The 24,511-nt window shown below is 42.7% G+C and carries 17 protein-coding genes; 7 read left to right on the top strand and 10 right to left on the bottom strand.

Annotated features, from left to right (window positions below; translation table 11 throughout):
- Window positions 1–68: 68 nt before the first annotated feature.
- Both G457_RS0101270 and G457_RS0101265 read right to left on the bottom strand, forming a co-directional pair.
- Entirely contained in the window at window positions 69–2,351 is a 2,283-nt protein-coding gene (locus G457_RS0101270) for a patatin-like phospholipase family protein (protein WP_051260656.1), read from the bottom strand.
- 53 nt (window positions 2,352–2,404) lie between these two features.
- Entirely contained in the window at window positions 2,405–3,829 is a 1,425-nt protein-coding gene (locus G457_RS0101265; RefSeq protein WP_026944860.1) for an amidohydrolase, read from the bottom strand.
- Between the two features lie 216 nt (window positions 3,830–4,045).
- Here G457_RS0101265 and G457_RS0101260 point away from each other — a divergent pair, with 216 nt between their 5' ends.
- The 3 genes from G457_RS0101260 to G457_RS0101245 all read left to right on the top strand — a co-directional run bounded on the left by G457_RS0101260 (window position 4,046) and on the right by G457_RS0101245 (window position 9,160).
- A complete protein-coding gene (locus G457_RS0101260) occupies window positions 4,046–5,038 on the top strand; it encodes a c-type cytochrome (protein WP_026944859.1) in 993 nt (330 codons plus the stop codon).
- A gap of 163 nt (window positions 5,039–5,201) precedes the next feature.
- Window positions 5,202–6,872, top strand: a complete 1,671-nt coding sequence (locus tag G457_RS0101255; RefSeq protein WP_026944858.1) for a bifunctional metallophosphatase/5'-nucleotidase — start codon at window positions 5,202–5,204, stop codon at window positions 6,870–6,872.
- 203 nt (window positions 6,873–7,075) lie between these two features.
- Window positions 7,076–9,160: a penicillin acylase family protein gene (locus G457_RS0101245; RefSeq protein WP_026944857.1), complete on the top strand. Its 2,085-nt coding sequence runs from the start codon at window positions 7,076–7,078 to the stop codon at window positions 9,158–9,160.
- A 3-nt stretch (window positions 9,161–9,163) separates the two neighbouring features.
- Here the strand turns inward: G457_RS0101245 and G457_RS0101240 are convergent, their stop codons facing one another.
- Window positions 9,164–10,120: a carbon-nitrogen hydrolase family protein gene (locus tag G457_RS0101240; RefSeq protein WP_026944856.1), complete on the bottom strand. Its 957-nt coding sequence runs from the start codon at window positions 10,118–10,120 to the stop codon at window positions 9,164–9,166.
- 119 nt (window positions 10,121–10,239) lie between these two features.
- Here G457_RS0101240 and G457_RS0101235 point away from each other — a divergent pair, with 119 nt between their 5' ends.
- Complete coding sequence (locus G457_RS0101235) at window positions 10,240–11,334, top strand: endo-1,4-beta-xylanase (protein ID WP_026944855.1); 1,095 nt, start codon at window positions 10,240–10,242, stop codon at window positions 11,332–11,334.
- A 73-nt stretch (window positions 11,335–11,407) separates the two neighbouring features.
- Here G457_RS0101235 and G457_RS0101230 read toward each other — a convergent pair whose 3' ends face one another.
- The 3 genes from G457_RS0101230 to G457_RS0101220 all read right to left on the bottom strand — a co-directional run bounded on the left by G457_RS0101230 (window position 11,408) and on the right by G457_RS0101220 (window position 16,388).
- Window positions 11,408–12,268 carry an ROK family protein gene (locus G457_RS0101230; RefSeq protein ID WP_026944854.1) on the bottom strand — a complete coding sequence of 287 codons (861 nt, stop codon included), beginning with the start codon at window positions 12,266–12,268 and terminating at the stop codon, window positions 11,408–11,410.
- 63 nt (window positions 12,269–12,331) lie between these two features.
- On the bottom strand, window positions 12,332–14,659 hold the full coding sequence (locus G457_RS0101225) for a PIG-L family deacetylase (RefSeq protein ID WP_026944853.1): 2,328 nt from the start codon (window positions 14,657–14,659) through the stop codon (window positions 12,332–12,334).
- A 232-nt stretch (window positions 14,660–14,891) separates the two neighbouring features.
- A complete protein-coding gene (locus tag G457_RS0101220) occupies window positions 14,892–16,388 on the bottom strand; it encodes a DUF294 nucleotidyltransferase-like domain-containing protein (protein ID WP_322786328.1) in 1,497 nt (498 codons plus the stop codon).
- On the opposite strand from G457_RS0101220, the gene G457_RS0101215 reads away from it, so the two are divergent.
- The 3 genes from G457_RS0101215 to G457_RS0101205 all read left to right on the top strand — a co-directional run bounded on the left by G457_RS0101215 (window position 16,387) and on the right by G457_RS0101205 (window position 19,500).
- Window positions 16,387–16,881 carry a gluconokinase gene (locus tag G457_RS0101215; protein WP_026944851.1) on the top strand — a complete coding sequence of 165 codons (495 nt, stop codon included), beginning with the start codon at window positions 16,387–16,389 and terminating at the stop codon, window positions 16,879–16,881. The two genes, G457_RS0101220 and G457_RS0101215, sit on opposite strands and share 2 nt — an antisense overlap.
- 67 nt (window positions 16,882–16,948) lie before the next feature.
- Window positions 16,949–18,322 carry an amidohydrolase family protein gene (locus G457_RS0101210; protein ID WP_026944850.1) on the top strand — a complete coding sequence of 458 codons (1,374 nt, stop codon included), beginning with the start codon at window positions 16,949–16,951 and terminating at the stop codon, window positions 18,320–18,322.
- A gap of 41 nt (window positions 18,323–18,363) precedes the next feature.
- On the top strand, window positions 18,364–19,500 hold the full coding sequence (locus G457_RS0101205; RefSeq protein WP_035482920.1) for an aldose epimerase family protein: 1,137 nt from the start codon (window positions 18,364–18,366) through the stop codon (window positions 19,498–19,500).
- Window positions 19,501–19,521: 21 nt separating this feature from the next.
- On the opposite strand, the gene G457_RS0101200 is transcribed toward G457_RS0101205, so the two are convergent.
- The 4 genes from G457_RS0101200 to G457_RS20835 all read right to left on the bottom strand — a co-directional run bounded on the left by G457_RS0101200 (window position 19,522) and on the right by G457_RS20835 (window position 24,506).
- On the bottom strand, window positions 19,522–21,021 hold the full coding sequence (locus tag G457_RS0101200) for a glycoside hydrolase family 3 protein (RefSeq protein WP_035482918.1): 1,500 nt from the start codon (window positions 21,019–21,021) through the stop codon (window positions 19,522–19,524).
- Between the two features lie 115 nt (window positions 21,022–21,136).
- Complete coding sequence (locus G457_RS0101195; protein ID WP_026944847.1) at window positions 21,137–22,402, bottom strand: MFS transporter; 1,266 nt, start codon at window positions 22,400–22,402, stop codon at window positions 21,137–21,139.
- A complete protein-coding gene (locus tag G457_RS0101190) occupies window positions 22,399–22,878 on the bottom strand; it encodes a GNAT family N-acetyltransferase (protein WP_026944846.1) in 480 nt (159 codons plus the stop codon). Before G457_RS0101190 ends, G457_RS0101195 begins: the two co-directional genes overlap by 4 nt.
- Entirely contained in the window at window positions 22,875–24,506 is a 1,632-nt protein-coding gene (locus tag G457_RS20835; protein WP_155847058.1) for a glycoside hydrolase family 10 protein, read from the bottom strand. Before G457_RS20835 ends, G457_RS0101190 begins: the two co-directional genes overlap by 4 nt.
- Window positions 24,507–24,511: the final 5 nt, after the last annotated feature.

Here is a 24,511-nt window from a genome sequence, read left to right as displayed (position 1 = left end):
AACATTTTTTTGAATTTAATGGATTTGCACCATAGGACAAATAGCCACTGATGTAATTTGCTCATTCCTTATCGATCTTGATAATTCAGACTGAATCCAATCGAAAGGTAGGTTCGAAGCTTTTTGTCCGTAGAATTAGAGCCAAGACCCAAGGTAATGGGGCCCAAAACAGATTGATAGGAAATATCCGCTCCATAGCCAAGAAGTGTATTCTGAGTAATCGTTTCTGAGCCCACAATATCTCCCAATGGAATATTATTAGAATAGCCTAACCAGTTGACTCCGCTCCTTAGAAATATTTTTTTTATCGGGATTACTTGCAGCTCCATCCCGATTTTAGCAAAGTTTTGTGCGGAAATCTCGGCGTAATTCAATCCCCAAAATCGATTATCGATAAACCGGACCATCTGATACCCTCCTATAAAAAAGTCGCGGAAAGATTTCAGATTTTGGTCTGAAAGGGTAAAGCCCCCTCCCACAAAGGGTTTGATTTGGACAGATTCGGAAATAGGGAAAAGCTTGGAATATCTGCCTAACAAAGTCAAATAAGAATTCGGCGTCAATTCTTTCACAAACCGATCCAGTTGCTCACTTGTCAAAGGAAACTGAACTTCGTTTGCATCGATAAAAATGGTGTCTACCCCTTTTTCAAGATTAATCTTTAGCCAGGTTTTGAACCTATATTCGGCTTCCAAAAGTCCCTCTGCTCCCTTGGTGGGAAAGTTTCGATCATCTTGGGAGTTTCGATAATATCGGGCTCTGGCACTTAGGTAGTTATCAACTCCATTTCTGACTCCATCAGGAAGTACCTGATCAAACTGAACTTTGGATGCACTCAAATCTGCTATGAACCCAAGATAAAAAGCTTCCTTTAGAGAATTGGTGGTGATGATCTGCACCTCAGTCCGATTTTCATTAAAAATATTGATCCTAGATAGCTCTCCTTGTTCATAACCTGGAAATTCCTGTCTCAGGAAATTGTATCGAAAGTTGAACGCCACCTTTTTCTCTGATCCCAAATACTTGTAGTGGTCCACTCTGAATTTCGGGTTTTCAGAAATATCGGCTACAAAAACAGTTCTTGACGATTGACCTATCCAATTTCGAGTGGTCCAGTTGGCTAGGATACCAACAGAGAAGAGGTTATCGTAATGCAGTGCAGTGGAAAATGCCGTTTTGGGTTTTTCTATTGTTCGGACATTAAGGTCATAAGTTTGATCCTCATTTTGTTTTAGCGAATAATCCACCTTGTGAAAACCATTCACCCCAAAGACATTCCTGATACCTTCTTGTAAGTAATCCCGATCGACCAATTGACCTGGAGAAATATCCAACTTTGATTCGATTAATTCATCTGAAAAAAGTTGATTCCCATCTATTTCCAATGAACGGATTTTTATTTCTGGTGAAACAGGAGTTTCAAGTTTTGCTGGACTTAAAACTCCAAGACTATCTGCCGCATTTTTAAATTTGTCAAAAAACTCCTTCCCTACCTGTTCCCCTAATTTCAAAATCGCATCATACTCAGCAAAACTTCCTGTAGAATATGGCCCTAAGTCAGGCTTGATATAAATATCTGTCTCTTCAATGTTCACACGGGTTTTGCGAAGCGATTCGGCCATCGCTATTTGCATCAATATTCCCCCAAAGCCTCCCAACTCCTCAATTTCCAAAAAATCCTCATCGGATACATTCACACCGATTACAAAGTCTGCCCCCATGGACCGGACAATATCTACGGGAAAATTATTTACAACCCCTCCATCAACAACAACTGTACTGTCCAAATCAAAAGCAGTAAAAGCTGTGGGAATCGCAATACTTGAGCGGATCGCATCATGCAAATAACCCTTATCAAAAATGATAGGTTGACCAGTTCGTACATCTGTCCCAATACATCGAAATGGTATGGGGAAATCATCAAAATCCTCATACTTGGATGCCGGAAAAGTATAGTAATGTAAAATCTCAGAAAGAACTTGTCCGTGGATCAAACCGGACGGAAGCGCAAGCTTGCCACTGTTGAAAGGGATTTCGAGTAGGTAGCGGTTGTAATATTCTTTTTCTTCAAAAGCAATATCTTTAAAATCCACCCGATTAGAAACAACCAAGTCCCAATCCGTAGATCTGACTACTTCTTCCAGTTCATCGGCACTATATCCAATGGCATATAGACCTCCAATCACTGAACCCATACTGGTACCAACCACATAATCTGGTCTGATACCTGCTTCCTCCATTGCTCGGATGACTCCTACATGAGCTATCCCTTTAGCACCTCCCCCACTTAATACAAGACCTATCTTGATTCTATCCTCATCTGATTCTTGACAAAATGAAAACAAAGGCATCCCCGCAAGGATGCCTATCAGAAAAATTATCGGTAGAGAAATCCTAGAAGAGATCACTTTCTATAATCTAACGGTGCCTCTCTATCTCCAACCAAAGCCTCATAATTAAACCCTGCACCTCTGCGTCTATTCAATTCTTCATTTGCCTTGGTAGCAATTTCTGGATTTTTAATTACATCCAAAGCTGTCAAAGCCAATGTTTTTGCAGCAACCATCATACCTTTCGCACCGATTGGGGTTCCACCAGCTGCTACAGCTTGCCAAGTGTGAGCACTTGTACCAGGTACCCAAGTCGCCACTCCCAATCCAGCCGTTGGAACCAACCAGCTTACATCCCCGACATCGGTTGATCCTCCAGTTCCAGTTTCCCGCACCATAAACGGATCAATTTTCATCGCATCCTCCGCTGGATTGATTGATAGGTCCGGGTAGCTCTTGATCAATTCTTCTGCAAACTTCTCATCCTCTTCACTGTATTGGACACCACCAATGATTTCCAAATTCTTATGCATCACCCGGGCGAGGGTTTCATTGGGTAAAAGGTTGTAAACCCCATTAATAATTTCATACTCCATGGTAGTCTGTGTTCCTTTTGCAGCTCCTTCGGCCGCTGCCACCATCTTTTGGAAAATCTCCTTCACCACTTTGACATCTGGATGACGGACGTAATGATAGGATTCTGCAAAGGCAGGAACAACGTTAGGTGCTTCACCTCCACGGGTGATCACGTAGTGCATCCGAGTCTCTTGAGGCACATGCTCACGCATGAGATTGACCATGAAATTCATCGCCTCTACTCCGTCAAGGGCGGACTTTCCACGCTCTGGAGCGGCTGCGGCATGAGAAGCTACTCCATAGAATCGAAATTTTGTGGAAATATTTGCCAAGGAGGAATTAGCTCCGGCATTATTTCTGGAGCCTGGATGCCAATGAAGCATGACATCTACATCATCCATCAATCCAGCTCGGGCCATATAGACCTTACCTCCACCACCTTCTTCAGCTGGTGTTCCGTAAACTCGGATAGTTCCTTGACCTCCGTTAGCGTCTAACCAGTTTTTGACCGCAATTCCAGCAGCTACTGAGGCAGTACCAAACAAATGGTGTCCACATGCATGACCTGCTCCACCCTCAACGACTGCTTCGCGAAAAGGAGATGCTTTCTGCGATACCCCCGGTAGCGCGTCGAATTCAGCCATAATTCCAATGACTGGCTTTCCTGAACCAAACTCAGCCACAAATGCAGTGGGTATTCCGGCTACCCCAGCCTTGACTTCAAATCCAGCTTCGGAAAGTGTTTGTTGATGTAAAGCAGAGCTTTCGCTCTCGAGGTATCCCAGTTCTGGGTTTTCCCAGATCTGCATGGCAATTTTAGTATACTGTTCGGTTTTTGAATCAAGTTCTTTAATCACTGATGACTCCTGAGCTAGTGCCAATACTGGAATCAGTGTAATTAAGAAAAGAATGAGCTTCTTCATTTAAGGTGGATTTAATTTTGATTTTTTCGATTTGATATTGTTATGAAAAATAAGCCTAATTCGAGTCAGACACAAAACCTGCAGCTAATTTTGATTCTGTAGCTCGTCCCAAAAACTCACTTCATTGGTAAAAAATCTAATTTTATATGAGATTTTTAAAATTTGATTAAACCAATTTTTATTGTATTTTTCTTATAACCAACCTGTTACAGCACTATGAAAAAACTATTGAAAATTTTTTCGATGATAATTGGTGCAATTATCATTTTGCTCTTGATAGCTTTCTCCTATCTACAAATGAGCTATCCTTCTGTCCCTCCTGCCGAGGAATTAACAATAGACTATTCTCAGGAGCGAATCGAGCGCGGAGCTTATTTAGCTAATCATGTTACCGTTTGTATGGACTGTCATTCAGCCCGCGATTTTTCCTATTTTTCAGGACCACCAACACCCGGTACCTTAGGAAGAGGAGGTGATCGATTTGACCATTCTATGGGTTTTCCTGGTGTATTTTATGCAAAAAACATCACGCCCACAGGCATCTCCCAATACAGTGATGGTGAACTTTATCGAGTGATTACCACCGGAGTGACCCATGATGATCGAGCCATGTTTCCCTTGATGCCTTACATGTATTATGGAAAAATGGACCCTGAAGACATCTATGATATTATTGCCTATATCCGTTCCCTAGATCCTCTCCCCAGTCAAATCCCCGATTCAGAAGCAGACTTTCCAGTCAATTTGATATTAAATACCATCCCTCAAGAAGCGCAACCTCAAAAAAAACCAAATTCTTCTGATCAAGTAGCCTACGGAGCCTATTTGGTCAATGCCGGGGGATGCATCGAATGCCATACGCAAGTCAATGAACAAGGAATGATTATACCTGAGAAAGCATTTGCAGGAGGAAGAGATTTCTTATTTCCTGATGGCTCCAAAGTCACTTCAAGTAATATCACTTCAGATCCAGAAACTGGAATTGGAAACTGGACCTCAGAGCAGTTCATAGACCGTTTCAAACAATATTCAGACTCCACTTACTTAAGGGAAAAAGTGAAGCCTGGAGATTTTAATACTATCATGCCTTGGATCATGTATTCGGGTATGAAGGAGGAAGATCTGCGAGCCATATTTAGCTACTTAAAGACTCTACCCCCTCAAAAGAATCAGATTATTCGATTTACCGCAGCTTCTCAAACTCCTTGATTCCATTCATCCCCGCATTTATCTCGCGGGGATTTTTCTTTTGTGACCACTGTCACCAATTTATTTTTTTCCCAATAAGTATCTTCAGGGCATAATGGGAGGGAATTTTCTTTCTCAAAATCAGAAACTTGCCAAATATTAGTTGCAATAAACCCATCTATTCATGAAGTACTCTCGAAGGAAATTTATGTCTCAATTAGGTGCCCTTGGAGCAGGAACGGGACTTTTGAGCCTGTCTCCTCAAGTGGCCCAAGCAGAAGCAAAAAAACTTAAGCCAAAATCATTTAAGCTTACTATTCTACAAACTACTGATGTCCATTGTCAGATCCATCCGCATGATGAGCTTTTCTGGGAAAATGGAAAAGCAGTTTATCGCAAAACGGGTGGATATGCACATTTGAAGGCCTTTTTGGACCAAGAAAGAGAAAAAGCCGAGCATTGCTTAGTCATGGATACAGGCGATATGTTTCAAGGTTCGGAGCTTTCCGTAAGAACCACCGGTGAGGCGATGGTACCCATCCTAAATGAAATTGGGTATGACCTTTACCTTCCCGGAAACTGGGAGGTAGTGTATTATAAGCAGGCCATGCAGCACCTTCTGGGGTCACTACATGCCCCTAAAATCTGCGCGAATATGTACCATGATTTAGGAGAAGGTAAAAGAGGCGAATTGATCTTCAACCCTTATCATATTTGGTCGGTAAATGGGGTAAAGATTGGATTTTTGGGATACACAGATCATTTGGTTCCAAAAAGGCAATCACCCAATTATTCAAAGGGAATTCTATATACCAAGCCTGAAGAAAACTTGTCTCACTATGTAGATGTCCTGCGAAATCAGGAAAAATGTGCTTTTGTCTGTATCATAGCTCATTTAGGTCTTTCTCAGCAAATCAACCTAGCCAACTTGCCCGAGTGTGAGGGTGTAGATTACATCTTGGGTGGTGACACCCATGAGCGCGTAAGGAAACCTATCCAAGGTAAGTATGCCAAAGTAGTGGAGCCGGGAGCTTTTGGTTCTTTTGTAGGAAAGCTTGAACTCACTATCGAAGATGGTAAGGTAGTCCAAGATGATTACGAACTCTTGGAAGTCAACTCAGATAAAATCAAACCTTGCCCAGCAGTAACGGAAATCATTGATCAAAATGAAGATCCGTTTGAAGAAGACATTTACAAAATAGCGGGTTACAGTACCGTGCCACTTTATCGGTATTTTGTAATTGAAAATCCGATCGATACGATGATTTTGGACGCCATCAGCTGGCAAGTACCTGAAATCGATATTGTATTATCCAATGGGTTTCGATTCTGCCCACCTCAGACTACGCCTGACAGCACGGGAAATATTCCGATCACAAACGGCTATATTTTCGATATGCTACCAGTCGATTCCCAAATTAGAACAGGTAAAGTAAAGGGATCTCAAATAGCAGCATGGCTTGAAAAAGAGCTAAACAATGTTTTTGCGAAGGAAGCTTCCAAGCGATTTGGAGGTTGGGTAATTAAGTTCCGCGGAATGGAAGTGGAGTTTCTAGCCTTTGGAGAGGAAGGAAATAGAGTCCAAAAGGTAACTGTACATGACAAACCTTTGGAAATGGATCGAGTGTACAGCATCTGTGCCTGTGAGCGCGATGGGGATCCTGATGATATGCTTTGTCGCTTTACCGGTGTGATGGAAACTGAAAATACTGAGTACACACTGCACCAAGCCGTAAAAAACTACCTAGCCGAGCATTCCCCTGTGACTCCAATTCCTCCCAAATCGGCGGTAGCTTTGGATGCACCGGCTACCCTCTTGACTCAGGTGTATGGAGTGGATTACGAGTTTAGATAGATTTTGAAAGAAAAGCGTTTATTCACCGAAAAGCCGGCATTAGTCGGCTTTTTTATTTTTTCAATTTTGAAAATTCAAAAAATAAACCGCTAATTCCGATTCCAAAATCAAACCTATGAAATCGAGCACGAGGTACCCGTCAAACAGAGGGTTGATTATAATTGCGAGATTCCATATGACCATTAAAGAGCAATTATAAACATATGAAAAAATCTTTTTTTGTACTTCTTGCGGTTCTTGCCATCCAGTCCTGCCAAAGTGTTTTACAACCATCAGGTTGGGATACCTCAAAAGTTGAAATTGCTAGAGATGAATTTGGAGTACCTCATATTTTTGGTGAAAGGGATGCAGATGTAGCATATGGTTTGGCGTGGGCTCATGCTGAAGATGATTTCGAAACCATTCAAAAGACGCTACTTGCAGGAAAAGGCCTAGTAGGTCGGGTATACGGGGAACAGGGAGCTGCTGTGGATTTTTTTGTTCACCTTTTAGAAACCCAAAAGATTGCCAAAGCAAAGTACGAGGATAGCTTTTCAGATGAGTTCAAAGCAGTACTCGAGGGCTATGCTGCTGGAATGAACGACTACGCTGAAAGTCATCCCAAAGAAGTTTTGTATTCCGGAGCCTTTCCTGTGAACCCATTGGATATTACCTCCGCCTACATTCTATCGCTTGCTCAAATGTCAGGTGCTGATCGGGCAGTTCAGCAAATTGTAAATGGAGAAGCCGGAAAAGTGCTCCCAGACCCCAATCCAAAAGGCTCCAATGCAATTGCTATTCACTCTTCCCGAACAGAATCAGGGGAAAACTTTCTGGCTATCAACTCTCACCAACCACTGGAGGGGCCAGTTTCCTGGTATGAGGCGCATCTCCATTCCGAAGAAGGTTGGAACATCTTAGGTGGATTATTCCCCGGTGGAGCCATGATTTTTCATGGTGTCAATGAGCATTTGGGTTGGGCTCACACGGTAAACTTTCCTGATTTGCTGGACACCTATCAATTAGAAATCAATCCGGAAAACCCCGGTCAATATACAGTGGACGAGGAATGGCTTGAACTTGAGGAGCGGACTATCTGGCTTAAGGTCAAACTTTGGAACTTCATTACCTTGCCAGTTCCAAAAAAAGTATGGAAAAGTATCTATGGCCCCACTTTAGTCACCGAAAATGGTACGTTTTCTATAAAACTAGGCGCCCTAGATCGGATTGGGGCTCCTGAGCAATGGTGGCGAATGAATAAGGCTCAGAACTTCTCAGAATGGAAAGCCGCTATGGAAAGCGTTCAATTGACGAGTTTTAATACCGTCTATGCGGACAAATACGATACGGTATTTTATGTAAGCAATGCGCTTCTACCGATTCGTAACCCAAAATACGAGTACACAGAAACAGTTCCTGGAAATACCCAAGAAACCAACTGGAGTAGCTACCATACTTTTGAAGACCTGCCTCAGTACCTCAATCCAACTTCCGGATACCTTTTCAACACTAATCATAGCCCATTCACGGCTTCCGACTCAGCAGACAACTTAGATCCAAACAACTTCGCAGAGGAAATGGATTATTCTCGCCGGGAAAACAATCGCTCCACCCGCTTTCGGGAAATCATGCCAAAGGAGGGACTGCTAAGCTGGGAAGATTTTGAGCGAATCAAATTTGATGATCAATTACCTGAGGTATTAGCCTTCCGAACAAATATGGATGCGCTCTTCTCGCTTGATCCTGAAAAATTCCCTGAGATCAAGGCTCAAATTGAGACACTTAAAAACTGGAACAAGCGTGGAGACGTCAACTCTGAAGGGGCTGCTCTTTTTGCTTTCAGCTACTATTACTGGTGGGAGGAATTTGAAGAGAATGGAAGAAAATGGGAGACTACCTTAAGTGAAGAGGAGGCGGCGGAAGGACTCTTAAAGGCCAAAGATCATTTTGAGAGCCATTTTGGCAAAGAACTTGTTACTTTAGGTGAATACCAAAAACTCGTTAGGGGAGAGAAAGCATTACCACTATGGGGGCTGGATGATGTGATCACCGCTATGCGATCCGAGCCTTGGAAAAATGGTATGCGAAAAGGAGTTCAAGGCGAATCCTATATCATGATGGTACGATTCGGGGAAGGACTACCAAAAATTGAAACCATCAATGTATTTGGGGCGAGCAATCGTCCTGACAGTCCTCATTACGATGATCAAATGGAACGCTTTTTAGCCAGAGATTTAAAACCCATGAGCCTAGATAAGAAAAGCGTACTAAAAGATGCTGTACGAGTTTACCACCCGGGAGAGGAATAGAAATTACTCCCCATCAAAATCTACTGAGGATTGTCGGCTTCGATTGACTTGAAGCTTCAGCACATCAGGTCGGGAGTAGTGTCCTACAGGATCAAAGTTTTGGCGCTCCTCCAAAACTCGATTGAAATCCAAGGTTTGGATCAATAATCCCTCCTCATCAGCCACTGGTTCTAAAATCCATTTTCCATCAGGTCCAGCGATGCAACTTCCCCCATTGCCCAAAACCTCAGGGCAGTTTTCCAAAATCAAGTCTAGATGTGGGGTATTCGTAGGAAAATCAGCTTTTCGCATCAAACTAGAAACGGAAACCACGAAGGATCGACTTTCCTGAGCAATCATTCGGGTAATCATTTCCGTGTTTCGTACTGCTCCGGGCCAAACTGCAATATGAAGATTTTCCCCTTGTCCATAAAGTGCTGTTCGTGCAAGGGGCATCCAGTTTTCCCAGCAGTTCAGCCCACCAACTCGAAAGTCCTTCAAATTATGAACCTGCAAACCATTTCCATCCCCCGGAGACCAAGTCAAGCGCTCATCATAAGTCGGTTGAAGCTTTCGATGTACAGACCGTATTTCTCCTTCCTGATTAATATAAACCAAAGAGCAATAGAGACTGTGCCCTCCCCGATCGATTGGTCGCTCGATTATGCCAAGGTAAACGGCAATCTTTTTTTGTCTGGTTAATTTCTGAATCTCTATTAGGTCTCCCCTTTCGATCTGTACTGCGTTTCGAGCAAAATGCGCATGAATTTCTTTTTGGTTAGGGTCATCCCAAGCAGAGGCATGGGTAATCGATAGCCACCAAGGATACCCCGGCAAAAGCCCTTCCCCAAAAATGATTAACTCGCAACCTTTTTGCGCAGCTTCCTGAATAGAAGTTTTTACTTTTTCCAAAGTTGCCTCTCTATCCAACCAAACGGGTGCTATCTGGGCGAGTGCTAGGATTAAATTATTGGGTCTCATGAGGAAATTCTTTTTTTAACTGATATCTCGCTCAAAATAGCTAAAGGTAATTTAATCAAAAAATGTAGAGATTAAGAGCAGGTCTTTTTACCTTTAGAAAAACCTATAAAACCCTGAAAATGAAACGCTCTCTTTATTTTATCCACATCATTTCAGCCTTTGTTTTTTCCTGCCATCCTCCTACCGAGAGGGGACTAAAAGATGAATTTCAAGACAAATTTTTTATCGGAGTTGCAGTTAATGGCCGCCAGATAAATGGTAGTATGCCTAAGGCCGATTCGTTACTGAATCTGCATTTCAGCTCACTGACTTCAGAGAATGGTTTGAAATGGAGCAATATCCACCCAAAGGAAGGCGAATATGCCTTTGAATTTGGAGATAATTATGTGAGGAAAGGAGAAGAAATGAACGCCTTCATAGTAGGTCATACGCTAGTCTGGCATCAGCAAGTGCCTACTTGGGTATTTCAAGATCAAGATGGAAGTTTTCTTTCAAAAGAGGAATTACAAGACCGGATGAATGAGCATATAGAAACCGTAGTGGGCAGATACAAGGGAAGAATTGATGGATGGGATGTGGTCAATGAGGCTTTTGAAGATGATGGTACCTGGCGAAAAACCCATTGGTATTTGATTTTGGGTGAAGACTATATTGCGGAAGCTTTTAAAAAAGCCAATCAAGTGGATCCAGAAGCCGAATTGTACTACAACGATTACAATGTCTGGAAACCGGAAAAGCGCCAGGCTATCTTAAAGATGGCTCAAAACCTTAGAGAACAAGGAATTCGGATTGACGGGATCGGAATGCAGGGACATTACCGCTTGGATCATCCAAGCTTAGATCAAATTGAAGCCGCAATATTGGATATTCATCAGGCCGGCTTTCAGGTGATGATTACCGAATTGGATGTAGATGTATTGCCTAGACCCAGTGACTTTGATGGTGCAGATTTAACTATTTCGATTGAAGATTCAGAAATCTGGAACCCATACACAGATTCCTTGCCTTCGGCTATTCAGGAGAAATTGAAAAACCGATATACTTCACTTTTTGGGCTATTTAGCAAGCATTCAGACAAAATCAGCCGAGTGACCTTTTGGGGCTTGCATGACGGAAGTTCTTGGCTCAATAACTGGCCAGTGAGAGGCAGGACAAATTATCCATTGCTTTTTGACAGGGAATTAAATTTGAAGGTTCCTTTCAATAGTGATTAAAAAGCCAAAAAAAACGGTCTCAATCGAGACCGCATTTTTCTTTCACTAAACCAACTATCATTTTAAATTTTTGCTAATTATTGATTACTTCTGGCTCCAAATCCACCAATGCCACTGCACCGTGGATGGCTGTCTCATCCAATTCGGAAAGTAAGATTTTCACCTGCTCCAAAACCATGGGATAAGCAAAAGTAGAAAGTGATTTTTTTAGGGATGCTTCGAAAAGCGGATAGCTCTTTCGAATCGACCCACCAAGTACAACTGCTTCAGGAGCAAGCGCATACAAAATATGCTTGATCAACTCCCCTAAATGATTTCCATATTCTTCAAATGCCTTGATTGCCTCAGGGTCTCCATTTCGTGCACGCTTGGCCATTGCTTTCGGTTTGGTCTGATAGTATGCATGAAAAAACTTCCCACTACAATAATGCTCGAAATTGTGTTCCAGATAAGGTGCGCTACACCATTCTCCTGCAGCTGAAAACATACCCGAATATAAATGCCCATTGATTACGATACCACCACCTACACCCGTTCCGAGCGTGATACCCACCAGATTTTTGAAGGGCTTTCCCACCCCAAACTTATGGACCCCGATCGCAAAGCAGTTTGCATCATTATTGATGAAAACCGGCTTAAAAAATCGCTCTTGAATGAATTTGGCTAATTCCACATGTTGAAAAGCAGGAATATTTGCAAGACCTAGCACTTCGCCGCGTTCTACATCCACCAATCCCGGGATACCAATACCAATTCCCGCAATATCATAATCCAAGTAGGATTCGATGAATAGGGCAATGGTCTCCAGGATGAATTCCTTGGATTCATGCGCTGGTGTTGGAATCGATCGAATATCTTCGAGATGTCCATTGACGTGGACTCCTCCTTTGATTCCCGTACCGCCAATATCTAATCCCAGAATGGCTTTTTCCATGTGCTGAGTACTAAGGTCAATTTTGGTTTAAATAGGTCTGGTTTGAGGCTCTCAACCTCTTTTTTATAGCATTCCTTCGATAGACTTCTCCAATTCTCTAGCTGTCGCCAAAAACTCTTCCACATTCATGTCCCGGAAGAAAATCAGTCCATGACTTGCCCGAACTTTTGCACGCTCGTGAAGATAGAAGAAGTTTTTGCCTAGTAGCAACTGAATATCATTCAACTGTCCGACCCAGGTTCGTTTGGCGACAGTACTGAACTTTCCGTTGTGTGAATAACTAGGGAAAGATGCATTTACTTGGCTAAGATAGCAATTCGCAAAAGAATCTTCCATGACTGACATATCGCCTAGGGATACAGGCACGATTACATTGGCCTCATGTGGTTCAAATTTGAACCATACATTTCGATAACCGATGATGCGAAGGTCACTGATATCCTTTTCTTCACCCCACTTTTTGACGGCTGCTGCTGTGGCCTGCAATACCTTATAATGAGTATCTGGACCTGAACCTTCAGGATCAAGGGTTAAGCTAATCTTTGTTGGGTTGACTTTTCTAAATAATTCCACGATCGGTTCTACATCGCGGGTTTTATCAGGCTGTTCGGTGAAAATATCTCCAGTATAGAAGCCTAGTCTCAAGTGATGTACATTTTTGACCTGCACACCAAAGTGAGCCCATACCAACTCCTCTTCAAATTCCCGGATCATCCCTTTCAGCTTTTGAATTTTCGCCGGATTTTTCTCTCCATCGTAGCTTTTACGAAGAATGCTGATTACATCATTGATCGTTTCGCGGAGTTGGGTCTTATTTTTCACTTCATAGACGCTAACCAAGGCTCTGACTACCCGATGGCAAAGCCCTCTCTTTCGAGCCTCGGCATTTTCTGAGGCCACGTTTGTCAAGTAATGGTATACATCTTTATCCGTCTTTAGACTATATCCCACTGAGAAGAAGTCGTCATAATCGACCATTTGGATTTTACCCTCGTCGAGTAACTTTTTGGTATGTTGTAAAGTCTCGATGACGAAGGTATTGGTCACAGCAGTAAAGCCCGAAGTCAGGACTGAGAAATGTGCCTCATTGGTAGGCTCATTCAGCTGATTGGTGATGTGTGGCAGGATACCAAGAGAAATATCATCATGGTGTGGGCCTGTATGGAGCAATCGTTGATTTTCTTCCTGCTCCAAGCCTTTCGCCAATTTCGCATCAATACTTTTGATGACCTGATTCACCGTGTCTTCTGAAAGGTCGGGGATAAGTTTGCAATATTTATCAGCCTTTAGGTCACTAAGCTTGAGCCTGTGACCATATTTATTGAGTTTCTTGCACAGATCTATTACTGCGCGTTCGGTCTTTTCAAATGTCCACTCTCCTTTCTCATAGTAAGCATCCATGGAGTCAGTCAACTTGACAGCCGCTCCTTTGGTAAGATAGAATCGACCATTTTTAAGTTTTTGTAAGACAGTAGCTGGATAGACGTTGTTCAGTTTCGTCTCCAAAGAATCTTTGACAATTCCCGCCTTTGCCTCACCGGCTGCGATGATAATTGCCACTGCATCAGGATTGTGGACGATGGTATCGAGGCCAATGGTAATGACCAATCGGTTGGCAGAAACCTCAATTCCTCCCAAATCCCCTGCTGCTACAGCCTGGGTTTCGAAATTAGTCTCGGTTAAGCGCGTAACGGAGTAAATATGAGAACCTCGGGTGTTGAAAGCGATGTGACCATCAGGACCAATTCCTCCTAGGAAAAAACCTATCCCGCCAAGGTCGCGAATTCGCTTTTCATAATCTGCACACCACTGATCGATCATGTAAATCGATTCTTGTTGTAGTTTTTCAAGATCATTTACTGGATCTCTGAATCTTAGCGACAGATCCACTTTCAAATCGGGGAAAATCTCCGAATAATGTTTTCCTTCAGCCAAAGGAATCTCATCTGAATTAATCAGGATAGCCTTCTCTTTGGACAGTCCAAAGCCTTGAATGTAAAACTTGTTTACATAATCGTAAAAGCTGTTGTGCTGCTTGGATGATATCGGGTAAAACTCATCAATCTGAACAAATGTAAGATCCTTCAAGACAGGCTTTTTAAGATCTCCCATTCCATATTTTTGACGGATATCCTTGCCTTTTTTTGTATCCCAATTTTCAAGCAAAAACTGCGTCCACTTGATAAAAAACTCCGGAGTTTTACCGGTGGGAAGACTGATAACCCCCTGAGGATTTGCAGCGGCCCATTCCAAAAATCTACAGGCTGTCAACAAACCTAATTTTGGGAAATTATCAACCGTCAAGTAAGGGATTAGAGTAGTGATTTTATCTACTCCAGACTCTTGGAGAAAGCTTTTTTCTACTTCAGAAAGCGGATAGTTGCTGAGCATGGTTTTCTAGGCTGATTAGCGTGATGATAAATTAGATACACATTCCAAATAAAAGATAAAGTGCAATCGTTTGATCTCCAAAAAAAATTTTTCCAATTTTATTTTTGTAAAATTTAATTAGGATTAATAAACACTTACAATCTTTTCTTTCACTCAACAAAATTAAAAAACTTTATTAAATAAAAAATAACTTTTATAAAAAATTTAAAGAAGTCTAATTCAGATCAAGAATTTATAGACTCTTGGTAAAGGAAATTCTCATGCGGGCCTGAAAATCACGAATAACTTTAAAAATCTCAATCAGCGTCACTGTTTGCACTTTGGTCAGTCGATCTATTTTTACCCAGTTGAGTGGCTGCGGGGATTTTGCCATGATGATTTCAGCCTGATTTTCCAATCGTAAAGCCATTAGGTAGGAAAAAGCATGATTAAGTTCTTGGCATTCAGCTTCGGAAAAAACACCTTTCCCCTGTAGGCTTTGGATTCGTTCAGAAGTATTGGTGGCTTGAACTTGATACCGCAGCGCATAGACCCGGGCTAAATCTACCATGGTTCGCATAGCGTGCTTGAGGTTAAATTGCTTTTCCCCATCAATCTTCTCAGTACGAATCTTTCGAAAGAATGTCAACGGAGGCTCATACTGAAGTGCATTGTAGCCCAAGTTGACAAAAAATCGCTCAGGAGCTGACTCCACCAATTTATACATGTAATTTTTCAATTCTTCGAGTAAGCTTTCTTCTCCAAAAATTGCTCTACAGTCAAAAAAAGTGGAATATTTCATGGCAGTCTCTTGGGAAGCATCAGCAATCCAAGACTCATAATTTCTTTTCCAATGAGAGAGGGAATGAGTCCATTTAGGGTTCATCGCCATCAAATCCCCTTCGCAAAGGTCAATCCCAATTTGATCCAAAGCTGTAGAAACTCGCGTCGCAAAATCCAAAAAGTAAGCACGAACACTTTCTCGTTGTTCATTAGCCTTGTCCTCATAGATGATCGCATTGTCCTGATCGGTATTGAGTGTCAACTCTCCTCTACCTTCACTTCCAAGCACAAAGAACACAAACTTTGCAGGAGCAGGACCTATCTCCTTGATCACCCGCTCGATGACCCGCTGTGTAATCGTATCTGCAACAGTGGTGATAATTTGATTCACATAGGCTGCCTTCATGCCACAGCTTAGCAAGAGGTGGATGATCTCGGGCATTCTATCCCATTTTGATTTCAACTCGGAAATCTGACGAGCCTCTTTTACTGACTGAATAAACATAAAAGGCCCCTGACTCTGCTCTGTCAAAATCTTATTTCTGCTGATCCAGCCTACAAATTGGAATTGATCTTCAACTAAGAGATACCTGGACTTGGTACGAAACATCAAAAGCAAAGCCTCCACCAAACTAGCATCCGGGCTAATGGAAACCATTTTGTATTCCATAATTAGCTTGACAGGCTCATCAGGTGATAGCCCCTTTGCCAAAACCTCATCGCGTAGGGTAATATCGGTAATGTAGCCTTCGATCTGATCTGAGGATTCACCCACAAACAGACAGCTTACCTGCTCTCTTGCCATTCGCTTGGCACAGTCTTGAATGGAAGTATCTGAAGAAACAAGCCTTAAATGCCTAAAGTGAAGGTCTGATACAAGCTTGGTATAAAATTGATCCGAAATAAATGAAGGTGCATTTTCCATCTTTCCCAAAATAGACAATCTTTGGATGATTCTATAAAGCATGACAGCAAACTATCAACTCATCATTATCACAGGTGTATCTGGAACTGGCAAAACCACTCTTGGCACCGCATTATCGGAAAAGCTATCCTTGCCCTTTTACGACGCAGATCTTTTCCATCCAAAAGAAAATGTAGCAAAAATGAGTAATGGGATCCCTCTGACCGATCAGGATCGTCAACCTTGGCTAGAGGCCCTCGCTTCAAAACTCGAAGAATCCAAAAAGTCCGGTGGTTGCATCTTGGCTTGCTCCTCATTGAAAGAAAGCTATCGAAAAATACTAGCTGGAGGGAATGATATAAAATGGATTCATCTCAAAGGAGACAGAGATCTTATCTGGGATCGAATGAAGGCACGAAAAAACCATTACATGAAGGCAGAAATGCTTGACTCGCAGTTTTCCACATGGGAGGAACCGAATTATGGCAAGAAGCTTTCAATCGATCAAACACCTACAGAGATTCTAGAAGAAGCATGGGATTATTTGAAGAAATAGAAATTACAGGACCGGATTGGAATAGCCACCTGAATAGCCGAAATTGGAGAGCAACCCACAAAAAACTATGAAAACCCTCAAGATCCTATTTGGCTTTTTCTGGACTTTCTTATCCATACCCACGCTTTCTGCACAGGATTTCTTGGTTACCAATGTGCATATCGTCACCATGGATGGAGAGGAATTGCTGGAAAATCACGCACTTTTCGTAAAGGAAGGCAAGATTGATCGAATCATTCCTCTTACGCCTCAAACCCCTCGGATGAGCCATGAAAATCTGATTGATGGACAGGGTGCTTACATTTTTCCGGGCTTGGCTGAATTTCACGCCCACCTACCAGTAGCCGGAGATGGCAGTACTCAATTGCAGGAAGAATCACTTTGGCTTTATTTAGCCAATGGTGTTCTTCGTATTCGAAGTATGCTGGGCCATCCCAGTCATGTGGAGCTTCGGGAACGCGTGAGAAATGGAGAGATTCCCGGACCACGTGTTTTTATATCAGGCCCGTCCTTTAATGGAAATTCAGTAAGCAGCCCAGAGCAGGCTTCTCAAATGGTCAGGGAGCAAAAAGCTGCTGGCTATGATCACTTAAAAATACATCCTGGAGTTGAACTGGATGAAATGTGGGCAATCTCCAAAACAGCCCAAGAAGTTCAAATTCCTTTCGGCGGGCATGTTCCTTTGGCTGTTGGAATAGAAAATGCACTCGCTAGCGGCTTCAAATCCATCGAACACATGGATGGGTATATGGAAGGATTGCTTCCGGATGATTTGACGATCGATCCGACTACCTCGGGTCCATTCAATCTAAAGCTTGTTGGAGAGGTGGAAATGGAAAAGCTTCCTGCTTTGATCGAGGAAACCTTGAAAAAAGGAACTTACATTGCCCCGACTTTGACGCTATTTGATAGGTATTTCGGCTATGTCCCTGCCGATGAATTTCGACAGGCTCCAGAAATGAAATACTTACCCGGGCCCCTGATTCAGCAGTGGGTCAATACCAAAAAGCAACTTGAGCGTGCGGGGATGCTAGACCGGGAGTTGGTTGAGCCCTATCTTCAATTTCGTAATCAGCTCTTCATGACCCTTCATCAGGCCGGGATTCCGGTCCTTTTAGCCTCAGACTCCCCTCAGGTTTTTAATGTCCCGGGTTTTTCCATTCATCACGAAATAGAGTTGATGTCCAAAGCGGGCATGAATAATTATGAGATTTTGAAAAGTGGATCAGTAGAACCTGCTAAATATATGAATACCTCGGCTCAATGGGGAATGATCAAAGAAGGAATGGAAGCCGATTTTGTGATGGTCAAAGAAAACCCACTAGAAAACCTGGAAACTATGCAAAAACCACTCGGCGTATCAGTGGCTGGCAAATGGATAAGTGGAGAAAAACTTCAATCAGAATTGGAGCGAATAGCCAAAAATCACGAGCGTAAGTAATCCTAAAATCAATATTAAATCATTGGTAAAATCACAAAACCATGAAGCTCTACAAAATTTATGTTTTAGCAATTTCTCTGTCGCTTGCATTTGCCTGCTCCCAAAAACAAACTCAAGAACCTATTCAAGAAGAAATCAACCTTATGATCAAATCAGAAAAAGTAGCTGAGCATAATGGCCAGCCCGTTTTTCATTATACCCTAGACAATGGCACCATGCAGGTAGAACTCTCCAATTTCGGAGGCTTGGTCCACAAAATTATCGTCCCAGACAAAAACGGAAACAAAGAGAATATCACCCTCACGTTTGATACCGTAGAGGAATTCCTGACTAAGCCGAACCCATTTTTCGGAGCCACAGCTGGTCGGGTAGCCAATCGAATTGCCAATGGGGAATTTACCCTTGACGGAAGGCAATATATGCTGGCAAAAACCAATGGAGATAATCATCTTCATGGAGGAGTAGAAGGCTTTAATAAAAAAGTTTGGGATGCCGAGCCTTATTCCAATGACTCCACCTTAGGAGTGAAAATGACCTATCTGAGTGAAGACGGAGAGGAAGGCTATCCCGGAAATCTTCAGACTACGCTTTGGATGGAATTGACTACGGATAATACGCTCCGGATCAAATTTGAAAGTAATACAGATAAAAAGACAATTCTCAATTTGACCAATCACACCTATTTCAATCTTGGTGGAGTAAAACGTGATGTACTGGATCATGAATTTCAGTTTTGGGCGGATGCCTACACCCCGGTGGATGAGGAACTGATCCCAACCGGAGAGGTCAAAGATGTGACGGGGACAGCCTTTGACTTTCGAACTCCAAAAAACCTTGGGGAACAAATTGCCGCCAATGGAGAAGGTTTTGATCACAACATGGTGATGAAGCTAGAAAAATCAGATGAGATGAAGCATTTTGTGCAAGTGAAGCATCCCGAAAGTGGCCGTGTCATGGACATGTATTCAGATAACATGGGAGTGCAGTTTTACACAGCAAATTTTGTGAAAGACTTCCAAGGAGCTGATGGAAAAACCTACGATAAACACTGGGGCTTTTGCCTAGAATCCCAGATTTGGCCAGATGCCATCAATCATGACAACTTCCCAAGCCCGATTCTAAGTCCAGGCGAAAAATATGAGCATACCATAGAGTATCGCTTTTCGGTTGAGAAGTAAGAATAAAACTCTCCAAGTGACTCAAAGCCCTTGGAGAGTTTTTGCCATCACTTCCTGAGTTTCCTCAAATCCCTGATACGCACATAACACTGCCTCAAAATCTTCCAGATTTCTAAGGTGAATTAAGGCCAAAGGATTTCCAAAATGAACCAGAATACAAGGTTTGCTTTTTGCTAATTCCTTGATCTCATCCAATACCTCTTGATCCATTCCAAACTGGTTTAATGGCTTGTGGCTGGGTACAAATACGGTGATAATTACTTTTTCGGCCTGCTCAATTGGAGAAAATTCAAGTTTGATATCCTGAGAAAAGCGGCTGGGATTTTGGGTGAAAAATTCTTGAAAACCCAGCTTTCCTTCTCTTGCCAAGGTTTGAAGTTCAGCAGATTTTATCTCACCTGAAATAACAGAAACGTAATTTTCCGCCAACTCCTTTTGCAGTTGAGAATGGCTCTCCCAATCAAAAGTTGGAACTTCAACGGGCTTTGCCTCCAGCACGCCCAAGCACTTTTTCAAGTCCATAATTTTTTGAAAAACCACCTCGACATGTTCATCAGAGGCCTTCTGACTGATTTTTTCAATTCCCTCTTTCACATAATCCGAAAAGCACAGAATTTCATTTCCGGCTTGGAAAGCCTGCCATTCAAGCTCTCCGGGATCGGGATACAAATTGGCCACTGCTTTCATATTCAGCGCATCGGAGATAACAAGGCCTTGAAAACCCATTTCTTCCTTTAACAAATCGGCAATTAACTCTCGGCTGATACTGGCCGGTATATCCTTTCCTCCAGTCAATGCCGGAACTGCCAAATGTCCGACCATGATCATTTCCACCCCTCGGTCGATCCCATATTGGAAGGGTAAAAGTTCTTCGGCTTTGAGCTCTTCCTTGCTTTTATGCAAAATCGGCAAACCTAAATGTGAATCAACCGCCGTATCTCCATGTCCCGGAAAATGCTTCAAACAAGCTCCGATTCCCGCTTTTTTCATCCCTGAATAGGCTGCAAAGGAAAGTTTGGCTACTTTCTTAGTCTGATCTCCAAAAGATCGATAGCCGATCACAGGATTATTCGGGTTGGTATTGACGTCAGCACAGGGAGCCAAATTGAGATGAATTCCCGAACGCTTCATGTCCATTCCCATGCGATAGCCGACTTCCTCAACCCACTTTTCGGCGTCTTTTTTCAAAGCTCCCAAGGTAATTGCAAAAGGGTATTGAGGTGTTTTTTCGATTCGCATGGCCAAACCATATTCCCCGTCTATGCTAATCAATAAAGGGATTCTTGAAAAGGCTTGATAGCGATTGATCAATCCGATTAATTTTTCAAAAGTATCTTCAGTGTCTAGTGATTCCGCCCGTTTTTCGAAATTTGCTGCAGCAGAATGACGGCTGTGAAAAAAAGTCAGTCCACCAATTTCCTGCTCCTGAATCAATTTTTCTATAGCCAGATAATTTTCCTCCGAATCATGGATAAAAGCAGCAGGAGAAAAGCATTGAGCGATTTTTTGATGTTTGTTCATGTAAGAATTATTCTTTCGGCACTTCGTTATTCAACATTCGGAGTTCGATATTCATTATTCAAATGTCAAGTATCGAACGCTTAACATCGAATGTCGAAGATTCAGCTTTCTGACTTTAGCTTTCTGATTTCTTCCCAAACTCCCTCGGATACTTCACCAGATAGGCCATCGCAAAGCTAGGAATCGTGGCAATTACCACCCAAACGAAGAATCCGGGATAATTTAGCCACTCCTGCATGTAACCCGAAATCATACCTGGAATCATCATTCCTAAAGCCATAAATCCAGTTGCCAAGGCATAGTGAGCCGTTTTGAAAAGGCCCTCGGCCAGATAAATCAAAAAGACCATATAGGCTGCAAAACCAAAGCCGTAGCCCAATTGCTCAATCAAAACAACAATTGCCGGAAAATAAAAGCTTTCAGGCTGCTGCCAAGAAAGTAAAACGTAACCCAAGTTCGGAGCATTGATCGCAATCGCCATGGGTATCATCCATCGACCCAAGCCATGCCGGGAAATCACAATTCCGCCAACAATCCCACCAACCAACAAAGCAATCACGCCGAGGGTCCCGTATAGAAAACCTACTTCAGAAACAGTCAGGCCTAGACCACCTTCCGATCGATCATCCAAAAAGAATGGTGAGGCCATCTTCACTAATTGTGATTCACCCAAGCGATAGAAAAGCACGAAAGCCAGTGAAAGGCCAATATTCTTCTTCGTAAAAAAGGTGCTAAATACCTCACCAAAACTTGGCCGATCTGCCTTTTCTACCCGCTTCTCGATCACATTGGGTGTGGATAGAAAATTAATAACCGTGAGTAACAACATGAGTCCTCCGACACCAATCATTGTCCAGGACCACGCTTGAGTTGGATCTCCAAATGTCTCCTCCAAATAGCCTGCGGCTATCACAATCAGCCCCTGTCCGGTAATCATTCCTACTCGGTAAAAAGTACTTCGCATTCCTACAAAAAAGCTTTGCTGATCGGGTTTCAATGCAATCAGGTACAAGCCATCTGAAGCAATATCATTAGTGGCGGAAGCGAAAGCTCCCATCCAAAAGAAAGCGAGTGTAATGACAAAAAACTGATTCAGTCCGGTGGTTAGACCTACTCCTAGGAATGCCAGGGAAAGTATGAACTGCATACTCAGAAACCACTGCTTTTTATTTCCAAAAAGCTCCAAAATTGGACTCCAAATGGGTTTGATCACCCAAGGTAAGTAAAGAAAAGAGGTGTAAAGTCCGATATCGGAATTGGAAACACCCAAGCTTTTGTACATGATCACCGAGACCGTGATGATAATGACATAAGGGACCGATTCGGTCAAATACAGAGATGGCACCCAAATCCATGGGTTCTTGCTAGAATTTTGGGTCATGATTTTTTAAGTAAATGCTGGTAAATACTGATTTCTGAGCCATCGATGATTTTTGCTCCTACAGCCTTTTCATAAAATTCTGCCGGCCCCACTCCCCCGATTATCGCGTAGACATAACCCAATTCCCGAAGCGATTCCAAGGATTTAATCAGTAGAACTTTTCCTATTCCTTTCCCGCGCTCGGACTCCAGAGTACCTGTTGGGCCAAAAAAATTCTTGGCTGTAGACTCATAGCATGCAAAACCCAAAATCTCATTTCCCCGCTGGGCTATCCAGCAACTTACCGGTTGTCTACTGAATGCAACTTCCACTTCCGACTTCCAGTAGGCGCCAAAGTGCTCCATCACCCAATCCGAAACCAATTCCTTCTCAGGGGCTATGGCCCTCCGAAAAATGATTCCCTCTTTTGTGGAAAGCCTAGTCTCTATGTCCAGTGAAGAAGGCAAATCAATCAAACGAACGAGCATATCCTTCATGGCTTTATTTTTTTGGGGGTTTGAAATACCTGAGTTTGAACGATTCTACCAAAATGATCAATCCATCTGATCGCGAGATAATTGGTATTTAAACTATTCACTTCCAGCGCCCTTGCACGTTGACCCCCGACCCAAACTGTGTGAATTTCAGCTTGAGCGAGCGTGTTTAGCTCATCTGCTCCTTGCACCATGGCATAGCGAATGGCAGGGTCTAGAGGCTTTTCGAGTGATACCTTCGTCCAGTCTCTATTTGCTTCTACTTGTAAAACCTGAGGCATTTCAATCAAGACTGGCTCAGTAGGTTCGAAAGCCGGTGGTAGGGTCGGACTATCATAGAGTTCTTGTTTGAGCAAGTTGGCGACATCCTGATTTTTGGAGAAAAGAGACTTTGCAGAGAAAAAGGCATTCCCCTGAATCTCCATAAGCGTTCGCGTGTATTGAACTTGATTATTGATCTCTTTGGGATTATCCCAGGCAATGTCTGCATTATCGCGAATCTTGTAGGGCCCGTTTCCGATATAGACATTGGTTTGATAGCTATTGGCAGCCCACCAGTCATTGAGTTTGCGATAGCTAGCCAACTCATAGTCCATACTCCAATAAAGCTGAGGAATGAGGTAATCAATCCAACCATTTTGCATCCAAGTCAAAGGGTCTGCATACAAGTCATCGTAGTTAGTTTGTCCAGCTCGGGTTGGAGAGCCTCTAGGATCTCTGTCCTGATTCCGCCACACTCCAAAGGGAGAAATCCCAAATTGCACCCAAGGCTTGCTTGTTTTCACGGTTTGGTGGATAGCCTGGATCAAAGAATTGACGTTTTCCCTTCTCCAGTCTTCAATAGACTGGCCTGGCTTTTTATACTTTTCAAAAGTCTTTTGATCAGGAAATCTCTGATTTTGAACCTTGTAAGGATAGAAATAGTCATCAAAATGAATAGCGTCAATATCATAGCCATCCACCAACTCCTTGATGACTGCCAAAAGTTTCTCCTTCACCTCCGGCAAGCCCGGATTGTAGTAGTATTTGGTGCCGTACTTGAGCATCCAATCGGGATGTTGGAAAAAATCATGTTCCTGACTCAAGGTTTCTGTTTTATCATCAAAAGTCGCGCGGTAAGGATTGAGCCATGCATGAAATTCTAAACCCCTATCATGTGCCGCTTTGATCATCCAAGTCAACGGATTCTCGGAAGTTTGAGGAGCTACACCTTCCTTTCCAGTCAAATATCTGGACCAAGGGGCATGCCGACTCGGGTAGAAAGCATCTCCCGCAGCCCGTACCTGCACAATCACAGCATTGAAATTTAAATTCTTGTAGTGATCTAGAAGGGCGAGAAAATCCTCTTTCTGCTTAGGCCAACTATCGGTACCAGACTCTGGCCAATCAATATTGACTACCGTAGCAATCCAAACGCCTCTGAATTCACGTGGAATTTCCGGCATTTCGAAAGAAAGTGGTTGGAGCAAAATGGGGGAATCAGGCAGAGGTCTAGTCGGTACTTCTTCATCCTTTACATCAGGGGTATCTGTTTTTATATCTTGTCGGTCTTGCGAAAACTCCTGTTGAGATTTACAAGCGAAAATGGATACTAGTAACAGCGCAAAAACAAATCTTGAATAGATTTTCATTAAAA

It is taken from the genome of Algoriphagus marincola DSM 16067 (genome assembly GCF_000429405.1).
Taxonomy (GTDB): Bacteria; Bacteroidota; Bacteroidia; order Cytophagales; family Cyclobacteriaceae; genus Algoriphagus; species Algoriphagus marincola.
Note: the sequence above shows the minus strand (reverse complement) of the source record. Positions and strands in the feature narration are given on the sequence as shown.

Coding starts and splice junctions, on each gene's coding strand:
- G457_RS0101220 (WP_322786328.1), bottom strand. CDS start 16,388: ATGCTTTATAGAATCATCCAAAGATTGTCTATTTTGGGAAAGATGGAA.
- G457_RS0101210 (WP_026944850.1), top strand. CDS start 16,949: ATGAAAACCCTCAAGATCCTATTTGGCTTTTTCTGGACTTTCTTATCC.
- G457_RS0101260 (WP_026944859.1), top strand. CDS start 4,046: ATGAAAAAACTATTGAAAATTTTTTCGATGATAATTGGTGCAATTATC.
- G457_RS0101195 (WP_026944847.1), bottom strand. CDS start 22,402: ATGACCCAAAATTCTAGCAAGAACCCATGGATTTGGGTGCCATCTCTG.
- G457_RS0101255 (WP_026944858.1), top strand. CDS start 5,202: ATGAAGTACTCTCGAAGGAAATTTATGTCTCAATTAGGTGCCCTTGGA.
- G457_RS0101270 (WP_051260656.1), bottom strand. CDS start 2,351: ATGCCTTTGTTTTCATTTTGTCAAGAATCAGATGAGGATAGAATCAAG.
- G457_RS0101200 (WP_035482918.1), bottom strand. CDS start 21,021: ATGAACAAACATCAAAAAATCGCTCAATGCTTTTCTCCTGCTGCTTTT.
- G457_RS0101265 (WP_026944860.1), bottom strand. CDS start 3,829: ATGAAGAAGCTCATTCTTTTCTTAATTACACTGATTCCAGTATTGGCA.
- G457_RS0101215 (WP_026944851.1), top strand. CDS start 16,387: ATGACAGCAAACTATCAACTCATCATTATCACAGGTGTATCTGGAACT.
- G457_RS0101230 (WP_026944854.1), bottom strand. CDS start 12,268: ATGGAAAAAGCCATTCTGGGATTAGATATTGGCGGTACGGGAATCAAA.
- G457_RS0101205 (WP_035482920.1), top strand. CDS start 18,364: ATGAAGCTCTACAAAATTTATGTTTTAGCAATTTCTCTGTCGCTTGCA.
- G457_RS20835 (WP_155847058.1), bottom strand. CDS start 24,506: ATGAAAATCTATTCAAGATTTGTTTTTGCGCTGTTACTAGTATCCATT.
- G457_RS0101235 (WP_026944855.1), top strand. CDS start 10,240: ATGAAACGCTCTCTTTATTTTATCCACATCATTTCAGCCTTTGTTTTT.
- G457_RS0101240 (WP_026944856.1), bottom strand. CDS start 10,120: ATGAGACCCAATAATTTAATCCTAGCACTCGCCCAGATAGCACCCGTT.
- G457_RS0101225 (WP_026944853.1), bottom strand. CDS start 14,659: ATGCTCAGCAACTATCCGCTTTCTGAAGTAGAAAAAAGCTTTCTCCAA.
- G457_RS0101245 (WP_026944857.1), top strand. CDS start 7,076: ATGAAAAAATCTTTTTTTGTACTTCTTGCGGTTCTTGCCATCCAGTCC.
- G457_RS0101190 (WP_026944846.1), bottom strand. CDS start 22,878: ATGAAGGATATGCTCGTTCGTTTGATTGATTTGCCTTCTTCACTGGAC.